The sequence below is a fragment of the Clostridium manihotivorum genome, from assembly GCF_004015185.1.
GTDB classification, from domain to species: domain Bacteria; phylum Bacillota; class Clostridia; order Clostridiales; family Clostridiaceae; genus Clostridium_AR; species Clostridium_AR manihotivorum.
Genome location: NZ_CP025746.1, coordinates 1482825 through 1495498, shown reverse-complemented (window position 1 = coordinate 1495498; position 12674 = coordinate 1482825). Strand labels below are relative to the sequence as shown.

General features: G+C 32.4%; 7 protein-coding genes and 2 pseudogenes. 4 read left to right on the top strand and 5 right to left on the bottom strand.

What is annotated here, in order from left to right; genetic code table 11:
- Positions 1–25 precede the first annotated feature (25 nt).
- The 3 genes and pseudogenes from C1I91_RS06760 to C1I91_RS06750 all read right to left on the bottom strand — a co-directional run bounded on the left by C1I91_RS06760 (position 26) and on the right by C1I91_RS06750 (position 3819).
- Positions 26–2062 (bottom strand): molybdopterin-containing oxidoreductase family protein, encoded by a 2037-nt coding sequence (locus tag C1I91_RS06760; RefSeq protein WP_128212179.1) that lies wholly within the window; start codon positions 2060–2062, stop codon positions 26–28.
- Between the two features lie 172 nt (positions 2063–2234).
- Positions 2235–3379 (bottom strand): annotated as a pseudogene (locus C1I91_RS06755) (RNA-guided endonuclease InsQ/TnpB family protein).
- A pseudogene (locus C1I91_RS06750) lies at positions 3357–3819 on the bottom strand (MerR family DNA-binding transcriptional regulator). Before C1I91_RS06750 ends, C1I91_RS06755 begins: the two co-directional pseudogenes overlap by 23 nt.
- Before the next feature lie 681 nt (positions 3820–4500).
- Between C1I91_RS06750 and C1I91_RS06745 the strand changes: the two are divergent.
- The 4 genes from C1I91_RS06745 to C1I91_RS06735 all read left to right on the top strand — a co-directional run bounded on the left by C1I91_RS06745 (position 4501) and on the right by C1I91_RS06735 (position 10433).
- On the top strand, positions 4501–5226 hold the full coding sequence (locus C1I91_RS06745) for a DsbA family oxidoreductase (RefSeq protein WP_128212178.1): 726 nt from the start codon (positions 4501–4503) through the stop codon (positions 5224–5226).
- Positions 5227–5343: 117 nt separating this feature from the next.
- Entirely contained in the window at positions 5344–5949 is a 606-nt protein-coding gene (locus C1I91_RS28080) for a hypothetical protein (protein WP_164880473.1), read from the top strand.
- A 743-nt stretch (positions 5950–6692) separates the two neighbouring features.
- Positions 6693–9467, top strand: a complete 2775-nt coding sequence (locus C1I91_RS06740; protein WP_128212177.1) for a cation-translocating P-type ATPase — start codon at positions 6693–6695, stop codon at positions 9465–9467.
- A 66-nt stretch (positions 9468–9533) separates the two neighbouring features.
- The gene (locus C1I91_RS06735; RefSeq protein WP_128212176.1) at positions 9534–10433 is read left to right on the top strand and encodes an SDR family oxidoreductase; all 900 of its coding nucleotides are present in this window, start codon (positions 9534–9536) and stop codon (positions 10431–10433) included.
- A gap of 581 nt (positions 10434–11014) precedes the next feature.
- Here the strand turns inward: C1I91_RS06735 and ytaF are convergent.
- Both ytaF and C1I91_RS06725 read right to left on the bottom strand, forming a co-directional pair.
- Positions 11015–11638: a sporulation membrane protein YtaF gene (ytaF, locus tag C1I91_RS06730; protein WP_238475938.1), complete on the bottom strand. Its 624-nt coding sequence runs from the start codon at positions 11636–11638 to the stop codon at positions 11015–11017.
- A gap of 93 nt (positions 11639–11731) precedes the next feature.
- Positions 11732–12610, bottom strand: a complete 879-nt coding sequence (locus C1I91_RS06725; protein WP_128212174.1) for an NlpC/P60 family protein — start codon at positions 12608–12610, stop codon at positions 11732–11734.
- Positions 12611–12674: the final 64 nt, after the last annotated feature.

The following is a 12674-nucleotide window of genomic DNA, read 5'->3' as shown; positions in this document are numbered from 1 at the left end:
ATCCTATGAGGTACTATATTTTTTATTAGCCATTTAATTTCTCAATTTCTACAAGGCATGTATGATATGAAGTCCCATAGCCCATATCAGTAATCCTATCTTCTAACAGAGTATTTATTGATATTCCCGTCTTAGATGATAAACCTTCAAAAATGTTTATAGCCCCATGCTTTATCCCCTCAATCACCTTAGCCTTTATAAAAATTTCTCCTCTGCTATTGTACACTCTAACCTTATCTCCACTTGCTATATTTCTTGCCTTTGCATCAATTGTATTTATGTGAACAACTGGAGTGAACAATTCAGTGAGCCTTTCACTTTCAGTAAATTGAGAGTTTATTCTTTCTAAGCTATGAGCTGTAATCAGTTGAAGCGGATACTTCAAATAATCTGCTTTACTTGAGTACTTGCTTTCTTCTGGTTCTTCATAAATTGGTAGCGGACTAACGCCCCACTCTCTAGCTATGTCTTCCGAGTAAAACTCTATCTTTCCACTGGTAGTTTTAAAGTCTTTATTTCTAAAGGCTATATCATCGTAATCTTCTACAAGATAAGGCTTCTCCTTCATTTCCTCTAAGGTTGTATTCATAGAGCTACTCTCTAATACCTTATTTAATATTTCTATATCATCCTGTGGCAGGTACTTCATATCAAAGTTAAACTTCTCACCCAGAAGTCTATAAATCTCCCTGTCTGTCTTGCACTCCCCTGGAGGATTTACAGTTCTCTGCTTTAATTGAACATAAGGATGTCCATATGCGGCAACCAAGTCATCTTCTTCTAAAAAAGATGCTGCTGGAAGTACAATATCAGCGAACTTTGCTGTATCTGTAAGAAAATTCTCCGATACCACAATAAACTCTAAGCCTTTAAGCGTATCCTTTAATTTTGTCAAATTAGGATTACTAGTAAGGGGATTTGCTTTTTCTACCCACATAGCTTTTATTTTGGGCAAATCTAAAGTTTCTATTTCACTTGCTATCTTTCCCTTAGGTATAGCAAGTCTTATTTCTTCAGGCTTCTCAGGTAAATACGGCCACTGAAGTATACCGCCTCTACTCTCCCCACAATATATGCCACAGCCACTTTCTCCAATACTTCCTGTGATTGCAGGCAGCAAAGAAACTGCTCTTATAGTTTGTCCACCATTACTATAACGTTGGAACCCATAGCCCATTATCATTGCATACTTTGGATATTCAGCTATCAAGTCAGCTATTTTATTTAATTCTTCCAATGGAACTTCAGTTATGTCACATACCTGTTCAAGGGTGTAAGCTTTTAAAAACTCTTCATATTTATCAAATCCATAAGTGTATTTATCTATAAAATCATAGTCTGTCAGTCCCTTTTCTATCAGTAGCTTTGCTATACCTATGGCAAGTAGTCCATCAGTTCCACCTCTAGGGTATATATGCAGATTACTTTTGTTGCTAGATTCATTTTTTCTTGGATCAATAGTTATTAGCTTTGCTCCATTTTTTACTGCCTCATTTATAAAATACATGGCATGTATATTGGTATGCGCAGGATTTCCTCCCCACAATATTATGAGCTTACTATTTAATAAATCATCTAAAGAGTTTTGTATCCTCCACCCATAACTATATTTCATTCCTTCTTCAGCAGCAGGATCACAGAGATCACCTACAGTTCCTGTATATCCACCAAATTGATACCAAAAACCATAAGCATATCTTCTCATAACTCCAAAGTTACCGCTTCCCTGATAATAAAGTACCGATTCAGGACCATGTGCTTGTCTTAAGGTATTTAGTTTACTATATATAAGTTCTAAGGCTTCATCCCAGGATATTCTTTCAAACTTTCCTTCTCCCCTTATACCTACTCTCTTTAACGGATATAGAAGTCTTTCTTTACTATTTACAATCTCAGGATACACCCTGCCTTTAGTACATATTTTTCCTCTAGTTATAGGATTATTATCATGTCCTTCTACCTTTACAACCTTATCATCTTTTACATATACCTTTAACGGACAAGTAGCAAAACAGTTCTTTGAACACACTGTATTAACAATTTTCAGCTCTTCATTCCCCATATATTAAATTATTCCGTTACATAAAATCTACTAAAATCTAATATTTAGAGATTTATTCCTTATTCAACGCAACCTGTTTTGTCATAAGACTACTCCAGTTTGATATGTTGCTCCAAAGGCTTAAAATCCTGCGTAACGCACAGTACATATCAGCACTATCTTGTTAGTGATATTATGCTAATTTTTTATACCTTGAAAGATTTATTGAAGCATTTTTGTCCCTATCCATCTGAGCATTACATGATGGACAAACAAAAACTCTGTCTTTAAGTTTTAAATCTTTCTTTATTGCGCCACAACAAGAACAAGTTTTGCTTGAAGGATAAAACCTATCTGCTTTTACAAATTCAATGCCATTAAATTTACTTTTATATTCTAAGATACTAATAAACTTATGGAAACATTGTTCTTGTATAGCCTTTGATAAGTGTTTATTTTTAAGCATCCCCTTTACATTTAAATCTTCAACAACTATTCTGCTTGGCTTGGTTTTCACTATTGCAGTTGTTATTTGATGAATATGATTTAAACGTATATTTGAAAGCCTTCTTTGAATAAGTTTTAATTCTCTTTCGAGTTTTTTAATATTATTAGTTTTAGTAAATTTATAACGGTTTTCACCTTCCTTTCCTATTCGAATTTTTCCATCTTCATATTTTCTTGAAACTTGTTTCTGCTTTCTTTTTAACTTCTTTTTTAGTCTTTTCACTTCTTTAGCTTTGTTAATATTTTTAAATGGTTTATCTATATTTGAAACTATTGCTAAATCTTTTAATCCCAAATCCACACCTATTGATATATCTGTATTTCTGATATAGTTTCTTCTTTTTCTATGCCTATAGATATATACCAAAACTTACCGTCAAAACTTATTCTTGGATTAATATATTTAATATCTGTAGGTATTTGCTCTACTGTTTTAATCCAACCTACTTTTTCAATTAATACTAAATTTTCTTTAACTTTTAGTTTATCTGTATCATTATAGAATGAAGGTTTGCTTTTTCTTCTGCTCTTAAATCTTGGTTTATCAGCTAACCCTTTAAAGAAATTTTTATAAGCATTACAACCATCTTTTACAGCCTGTTTTGCTACATTATTAGATACTTCATTAAGCCAGTTAAGTTCTGATTTCTTTAAAATAGTTAATTCTTTTCTTAAATCTTCATCTTTTATAAACTTGCCACCATTTTTGTGATTTTCTTCTTGTCTTGCAAGCGTCCAATTATAAATATATCTTGCAGTACCAACAGACTGCCATAATTTTTGTTCTTGCTCTATATTCGGAATAATTCTAACTTTCTTCGCCAGTATCATTCTCTAACAGCTCCTTAATCATTTTCTTTGCTTTATTGGCTCTTTTGCCTTGCAACCTACAACTAAAAACTGTAACAATTTGAATTAAATCCTCAACTAATTCCTGTTCTTCTGTTTTTTCAGTGTTATCTATTATTTCGATATCAGTCCCATACTTATTACATAGATTTTCTATTATTTCAAACCCAAATCTCAGCAACCTGTCTTGCTAAATCATCTTTTTGTTTATTACTTGATACTCTACAATATCCAATTACTTTTTTAGTTCTCTTAACAATTGGCACTTGCAAAACTTGATTAATTTGTTGTTCAGAATAATAACGGTGTCCACCTTCTGTTATATGATGTGGTTTTAACTTTCCTTCATTATCCAACAATCTTAAAGTTTGAATACTTTTTCCCACTAATTTTGAGAATTGACCAATTGTATAATACTTCATGCTATCACCTCTTTACACATATTATGACAACATAAAACTAACAATATTCCAATATATTTTAGTGGGTTTTAGTAGGTGTTTTAAAACTGTTGTATGCCTTCCCCAATTTAAAACTAAATATCTATTTATAAATTATACATCAATGGATATCTATTTTGAAGAAACTAATTGATTTATCTCAACTCCTAACAAAATTTGCTTACTTTATAAAATTTGTTTTTTTACGTCAATAACCTTATCATATGAACCTTTGAACTTTATATACAAATTGAACTATCTATAATTTACCATTAATTTATATTGTCACTAATTAGTTCCAAGGACTATCTTCAAAAATATTATTAAAATAATATACCCCCTATGGGTTCCTTTTTATACCATTGAGTATTGAAATTTAATGGACTATAATATCATTAAATTATAAATAAACCTCATGTATACTTTTAATTTCGGCTCTGTTAAACTACCATGTTAATTAAGTGGTTAGTATTCCGATGCTTAGATGAGCTTACACAAAGAATTAATATGATTTTTTCATATTCCACGGCTAAAACTGTAAACTCACTACGTTCGAACAGTACAGTTTTACTCTTTAACATCCATACATCTTTTATAAGACCTGTATATCTTAATTTTAAGAAAATTAAAATAGTAGCTATGAGGACAATAGGAGGAATAGAAATGAAAATAGAAATATGGTCTGATTTTGCATGTCCATTTTGTTATATAGGAAAAAGAAGGCTAGAAAATGCATTAGATAAATTTGAATATAAGGATGAGGTTGAATTAGTTTTTAAAAGCTTCGAGCTTGACCCATCTGCAAAGAAAAGCTATGAGGAAAATATTGATCAGTTAATAGCTAAAAAATATGGAATATCAGTTGAACAAGCTAAAGGATCAAATAATCAATTAATAGAACAAGCTAAAACTCTTGGTTTAAATTATAATTTTGAAGCTCTAAAACCAACTAATACTTTTGATGCTCATAGATTATGTCACTATGCAAACACTGAAGGAAAAATGAATGAGTTATCAGAAAGAATATTAAAAGCCTACTTCGTAGACTCACTTTTAATATCTGATCATCAAGTATTGGCAACACTTGCAGAAGAAGTTGGTTTAAACTATAAAGAAGCTTTAGAAGTTCTTTCATCTGATAAATATTCTTCAGAAGTTAGAAGAGATGAAGAAAGAACTTCTAATTTAAGAATAACTGGAGTACCTTTCTTTGTATTTAATAATAAATATGCTGTATCTGGAGCACAACCATCTGAGTTATTTTTAGATGTTCTTGAAAAAGTAAGAAAAGAAGAACTTTCCTCACCAGTTATAGAGTTCCTTTCAAAAAAATCTGATGATGAAGAAACTGATGCAGGAAGCTGTTCTGACGGCAAATGTGAAATTTAATAATTTTTTTAAATTTACCAATATACTCATTTAATTAGTAGAAACAACACCAGTATATTTGTATTTTATAGTGGTTAAGATATTTTCGTAGCAAATAATTAAAAGGAGTGATTGGTGATGGACGAAAAAAGTAAAAAAGTAATAGAGAACTATGTTGATAGCAAAAAAAATGATGCTGAAATAGGTGCTGAAATCACAGGCTTAAAAGATCAATTAAGCGCTATGTCAAGCACTTTAAATCAATTAAAACAACAAAGCTCAATGTCTGGATCACAACAATCTCAAGGTGGTCAGTCTCAAAGTAGCCAACAAAGCAATCAAGGAAATAAAGTTATAACTGATCTACAACAACAAATAAAGGATTTCAAACAACAAACTCAGCAACAACAAATGCAAACTCAACAACAGTTACAATCTTCAATAACAAGTGCTATGAACGATTTAAGCAAGGCTAGCCAGTTCTTACAATCAAATCAGACCCTTGCACAGATGAGTCAGCTAATAGAGCAAACTCAACAACAATTAAATCAAATGAGCCAAGGAGAACAACAACAACAGCAACAACTTCAACAACTTCAACAAACTCAGCAGCAACAACAGCAACAACAGCAACAACAATATGGCGGACAGCAACAAGGAAGTTCAAATATGGGCTCAAATCTAGGATCAACTGGAGCATCATTCATGAACTCACATAGCCACGGACATACAAGTTCTTTTTAATCTGAGCGTTTTATTGCTTCTTTTTAGAAATATGTTTCACAGTTTTAGTGATTAACTACTTATCACTGCTACGAAGTAATTTGGAAAGATTTTTGTTTAAAAGGTCTTTTTAAATATTAGTGATATTTAGTATATATTCGCATTAATAGGTCGCATTTATATTTTTTATAAATGCGGCTTTTTTTTTACTGTTTATGAAATTATTTTTTCTTAGCTAAACCTAGCAATATAAAGGCTTTTCAGTAGCTATTTGTGGTAAATAGTAAAAAATAAAACTATGCATAAATATGCGCGAAAAGATTTACATTTCGTTGACAGTTACAAATTAATTAAATATAATAATAGAAGTGGTTATAAAATATCACTAAATTCTTAGCTTTATTGCTATTTATTTTATAAAAGTAAAGCTATATTCTTAAAAGTTAATATCTTTAAAAGGGAGTAACTACCCGTAAGGGAGATAAAGTCAACATAATGGTTTCTTTTAACCTGGCTTTATCATGACGTTTGTCACTGTGAGACTTTTAATACGAGACCATCTTTTTTAGATGGATTATTGTATTATGAGTCTTTTTTATTTTGTCTATGTTAAGTGCTATTATTTAAGGTAGTGGTAGGTTTCCTATTTAAATAATAAGCTTAATCATATATTTTTTGTTTGCCCAATCTAAATTTATTGTATTTATTAAAGTCCCAGCTTTCATAAATACAACACCACAAATAGTCATTAAGGAGAGGATGAAATGGAGTTTTTCCAAGAACCAGTTGAAGAAATCCTTGATCACTTTAACTTGAACAGCGATCAGGGACTTACTGACACCCAAGTAATTAAAAGCGAAGAAAAGTACGGTAAAAATCAATTTTCACCTACTGAAAAGGTATCTCTTTCAAAAAAGATACTGGAAGCACTATCAGAGCCGATGATATTTATACTTATGATAGCAGCTATGATAACTATAGGTATGAATATCTATAAACACCTTCAAGGCTTACATGCAGAGTTTACTGAAAGTATTGGTATATTAGTTGCCATAACCCTTTCTGTAAGCATCCAAATTATCATGGAAGGAAGATCTGAAAAAGCCTTTGAAGCCCTTAACAATATCAATGAAGATATAAAAGTTAAGGTATTAAGAAATGGTATTATTCAATACATAAATAAAAAAGATATAGTAGTCGGAGATATTATAAAAGTAGAAACTGGAGACAAGATACCTGCCGATGCTAGAATAATAGAATGTCTCCAATTAAAAGTTGATGAATCAATGCTAACAGGTGAAAGCATAGCTGTAAGTAAGCATTATGATGAAATCTCCTCTAACTCAAAAGTGCCACTTTCAGAGAGAAGCAATATGATCTTTGCTGGTACCTTTGTTAACTATGGACAAGCTACTGCAATCGTAACTGCAGTTGGAGATAGTACTGAGATGGGTAATATAGCCTCAGAGCTAAAAAAGACCATGTCCAAGTCTACTCCACTTCAAGAAAAACTTGATAAACTAGCTAAGGCTATATCAGTAATAGGAGTGGTGATATCTGCATTAATATTTTTCTATGAGATTTTTAAAATATATGTCCATAACAATATCTCTTTTGATACAGTTCAAAATGCATTTATGACAAGTGTAGCACTTATTGTTGCGGCTGTACCTGAAGGTCTTCCAACAATAGTAGCTATGACCTTAGCTTTAAATATAATTAAGATGGCCAGAACCAATGCTCTAGTAAAGAAACTAGTAGCTTGTGAAACTGTAGGCTGTATAAACGTTATTTGTTCTGATAAAACTGGAACACTTACAAAAAATCAGATGTCTGTTATAGATGTTTGGAATAATGGAAATCTAATGACACCAACTGAACTTAAAAGCAGATTTATGATAGAAAACTTTACTGTAAACAGCACTGCCGATATCAACATAAAAGATGGACAAATAAAATTCATAGGTAACCCAACAGAATGCTCTCTTTTAAAAGCATTTACTGACACTGTTTGCTCTGTAAATCCAAAACGCTGCCCACACTATGAGCTTCACAGCTCTGTATGCCAAGGCAAATGTTCAAAATACAGTTCGCAGGAAAGCGAATATATAAGTTATACAGATATACGTAATGCCTCTAGCATAGTTTTTCAATATCCTTTTAGTTCTGAAAAGAAATCTATGACTACGGTAACATTAGAAGATAACAATTATAATATATACTCCAAAGGAAGTCCTGAAAAAATTATTTCTTTATGTAATAAAATCATCATAAACGATAAGGTAGAGATTTTAACTGAAGAACTAAGAGAAAAGATAACCAGTGAAATAACTAAATTACAAAAAGAAGCTAAAAGAATATTAGCCTTTTCCCATAGAACATATTTAAATAATCATGATGATTGGTCTTCTGTTCAGAACAAGATAGAACAAGCTATGATCTTTGATGGCTTTGTTTCCATAGCTGACCCTTTAAGAGAAGATGTGTTTGAAGCTGTTGAGAAATGTAAGAAATCAGGAATAAGCTTAAAAATACTTACTGGAGACAATATAGTAACTGCTACTTCTATTGCTAAGCAGTTAGATGTAGTAAAAGAAGACAGCATAATCATCGATGCTCAGGATATTGATGAAATGTCAGATGATGAGCTTATTAAAATATTAGATAATATAGTGGTAATTGCTAGAAGTAAACCTATCACAAAAATGAGAATAGTAAATCTCATAAAGAAAGTTGGAGGGGTTGTTGCTGTTACAGGCGATGGAATAAACGATGCTCCAGCTTTAAAAAATGCTGACGTAGGAATAGCCATGGGAATTACGGGCACTGAAGTATCCAAAGAAGCTAGTGATATAGTACTTTTAGATGATTCCTTCTCAACCATAGTTAAAGCCATTGAATGGGGACGCGGCATCTACGAAAACTTCCAAAGGTTCATTCAATTTCAGTTAACTGTAAATCTAGTTGCGGTACTTATAGTAATTATCTGCGAAATATTAGAACTACCACTACCCTTTACTACTATACAACTTTTATGGGTTAACCTAATAATGGATGGTCCTCCAGCATTATCTTTAGGTCTTGAGGCCCTAAGAAAACACCTAATGGATAAGGAACCAGTAAAAAGAGATGCTAGCATAATAACAAAAAACATGCTTACAACCATACTTACCAATGGACTTTATATAGTACTCATGCTTGCATTGCTTATAGATAAAAAAGTACTTGGTGGTACTGTAAGTGAGCAACCTAGTATAATCTTTACCACCTTTGTAATGTTCCAACTGTTCAACTCCTTTAACTCAAGAGAACTAGGAGATGAAAGCATATTTACTAACTTGCTTAATAATAAACCTATGCTGATAATGATGAGTGGGACTTTTGTACTACAGATATTAATAACTCAATTTGGTGGAGAACTATTTAAGACCTCTCCTCTATCAATAGTTATGTGGCTAAAGATAATAGGATATACTTTCTCAGTAATAGTATTTTCTGAGATTATACATCTATCAAGAAGGCTTATTAAAAAAGCATAAATATTATTCCATTTTGACGTGTCTTACATATGATATTGTAAGCACGTTTTTTTTGGAGGTAGAAACTTGATTCTTTATTATCCGTACATGGGACAAAAAGTTCAGTGCAAGCAAGTCCCAATAACTTTTCCACCACAACATCAGCCAGTACAGCCAGGGTTAGAATACCTTATGCATCCTAGACCTATATTTGACAATCCTGATTATGTAGGAAGCTGCAAGCTTAAGGATAAGGTTGCTATAATAACCGGCGGTGATAGTGGTATAGGAAGAGCTGTTGCTCTAGCCTTTGCTAAAGAAGGCGCTGACATTGCCATAGTATATTTTAATGAGCATCAAGACGCAAATGAGATAAAAACAATTATAGAGTCTAAGGGAAGAAGATGTATCTTAATTCCTGGTGACCTAAGAGAAGAAGCTTTTTCAAAAGATATAGTTAATATAACACTAGATAAGTTAGGACATATAGACATACTTGTTAACAATGCTGGAGTTCAGTTTCCACAAGAAAGCATATTAGATATAAGTGCCCAGCAACTTGACGACACCTTTAGGACAAATATATACTCCATGTTTTACTTAACCAAAGCAGTACTGCCTCATCTAAACAGTGGAAGTACAATAATAAATACTACTTCTGTAACCGCTTATGCAGGCAACAAGGAACTTATTGACTACTCAAGTACAAAAGGTGCTATTGCAAGCTTTACAAGGTCCTTAGCTCTTTCACTTGTAGATAAAGGAATAAGAGTAAATGGTGTCGCACCTGGCCCCTTCTGGACTCCACTTCAACCCTCTAGCTGGTCAGCGGAGCAAATCACCTCCTTTGGCTTAGATACACCTATGAAAAGAGCCGGTCAGCCTGTGGAGCTCGGTCCAACTTATGTATACCTAGCTTCAGAAGACTCCACTTATACTACTGGACAAATAATTCATGTAGATGGCGGACAATTTGTAGGGTCATAGACTATAGGCGCTGTTAAAGTAGTAAAGTACTGTGCTGAAATTAAGTGGTCAGCCATCCGAGGCTTTAATTATAGTAGCTTTCTCATATAGCCTCTCCTTCACAACCACTTAATTTCAACAATATTATTAAACATAGCCAAACTATAAAATATTACTTACTACATGATTAGAATCTTTAACACTTACTAAAACCCTAATATAAAAATGAGAGCCATGCATATAAGGAAAACTATATTCCTTATATGCATGGCTTTTATTTAGGCTCTATTAATGTCCCCTGCTGAACTTAAGTATTCAGTCATAAGATACTTTAACAAGAATGCTTAAAGAAATAACTTATCTCGGTACAAGTATAGGGAACCAACTTTAACTATTAATTTATACATGCCACAAAATCCCCAGAAGCCTGGATTTTATAACAAGTATAATTTTATTTTTCATAAAGGTTCCATATATAGGTCTCAAACTTCAACTATTGAATTATGCACGCTTAAAGTTCATAGGTTCATTATTTTTCAACATGCAAACTTAAGTCTTCATAGTAGAACCCTATAGTTTAGTGCCTATTCAATTACTATATTTTATACAAACATCTCATATACTCCAAGAATAACTATAATAACACCTGAAACAAAATTAGCATATTTGCCAAAGATTTTAGAGAAGGCGCTATTACCTATTATGCCTCCAGCTTCTAGAGTAAATATACTAAATATAAAGGTTGCTGCTACGGTAATAGGTATATTGATACCAGTTATACTAGCTGCAACCCCAGTCCCAAGATTGTTGATAGTTAGTGCAAGAGCCAGTGATACAGCCTCTTTAACATCTATATAACCTGAATGGTCTACATCTGCAATTTCAGGTGATTCCATTATCTTTTTATAGCCTGATACCTCAGAACTTTCCGTATTTAGTGACTTATTATAATTTTTTCTTTCATTTCTTATAAAGTCAAAAATGAACCATAAACCTATAGCTACGAGTATTATACTTCCTAAGGAGTTTGCAACTCTTACTGATATTATACTAGTTATTAATCTACCTATGGTCATGGATAGAAAGGTTCCTATGGATGTAATTATAGCTATAAGTATATTGCTGCTCAATTGAATTTTAGTTTTCTTTATCCCATATGCTATCCCAACGGTAAGGTTGTCTATATTGGATGAGAAAGCAAATAGAATCGCCGATAACAAGTGCATTTTTTCTTCCTCCAGTAAATTAAGTGTCCCTTTATTATATTTACTGAAGAGAAATAGGTTACCTGACTATTGATATAAAACTTGCAGCTTAAACTAATTCATAATTCTTCTTCCAGCATAAAACTTCCATATACCTTCTATTCTAATCTTAGCTCCAGGGTACGGTGCATGTATCATTTGATTATCTCCTACATACATCCCAACATGTCCAGGATCAGTAAAAACTAAATCTCCTGGTTTTAGGTTATCTCTAGAAACTGCTTGTCCAGAATTTACTTGATTATAAGTTGTTCTTCCTATAGTTTGTCCAAAGTTATTGTATACGTATTGAGTAAACCCAGAGCAATCAAAGCCTCTAGGGGTTGTACCTCCATATGCATAAGGAGTTCCTAAAAAGTTCTTTGCATAATCAATAACATTTTGACCTCTGTTATCTTCTTGCTTTTGCTGCACAGCTGGAGTATCAATATCGTGAACCTTTACCTCTGCATCAAGATTATCTTCTAGCTTCCAGTGATTAGACTTATTTTGATCATCATTATAAGCCCCTATCTTATTTGTACTAGTAAGATGAAGTTGAAGACCTGTCCTAACATTTTTTATAACATAATAATCATTACCTACACTGACTATATCCCACATGTTTGATGTATTTTGTTCATCATTATATGCTCTAAAATTGTTACTTGAATCTAAATGAAGCTGTAAGTTTGACTTAACATTTATTATATTATAATAATTACCTATAGGTCTTAGAATCCACTGATTTGCTGTATTCTTTGGATCATTCCAAGAACCTATGTTATTATTAGCATCCATATGAAGCTGAAGGCCTGTCCTCTCATTTATTATTAAAACCTTTTCTGGTAAGGTAGCTGCGAAAGCTGTTTTAAAGTTAATGGCACTTGTAATGCATAACACAGTACTAAAGGATACTGCAAACATCATTAACTTTTTCGGCATTTTCATCATAAGTACTCCTTTTCTCCATTTTATAGTGTATCAGTTTGCACTTGTTGCTATCTTTCAAAGCTTT

What these genes read in the sequence shown, in the direction of transcription:
- C1I91_RS06725 (WP_128212174.1), bottom strand. Translation starts at nt 12,610, where the DNA reads ATGATGAAAATGCCGAAAAAGTTAATGATGTTTGCAGTATCCTTTAGT.
- C1I91_RS06760 (WP_128212179.1), bottom strand. Translation starts at nt 2,062, where the DNA reads ATGGGGAATGAAGAGCTGAAAATTGTTAATACAGTGTGTTCAAAGAAC.
- C1I91_RS06745 (WP_128212178.1), top strand. Translation starts at nt 4,501, where the DNA reads ATGAAAATAGAAATATGGTCTGATTTTGCATGTCCATTTTGTTATATA.
- C1I91_RS28080 (WP_164880473.1), top strand. Translation starts at nt 5,344, where the DNA reads ATGGACGAAAAAAGTAAAAAAGTAATAGAGAACTATGTTGATAGCAAA.
- ytaF (WP_238475938.1), bottom strand. Translation starts at nt 11,638, where the DNA reads ATGCACTTGTTATCGGCGATTCTATTTGCTTTCTCATCCAATATAGAC.
- C1I91_RS06740 (WP_128212177.1), top strand. Translation starts at nt 6,693, where the DNA reads ATGGAGTTTTTCCAAGAACCAGTTGAAGAAATCCTTGATCACTTTAAC.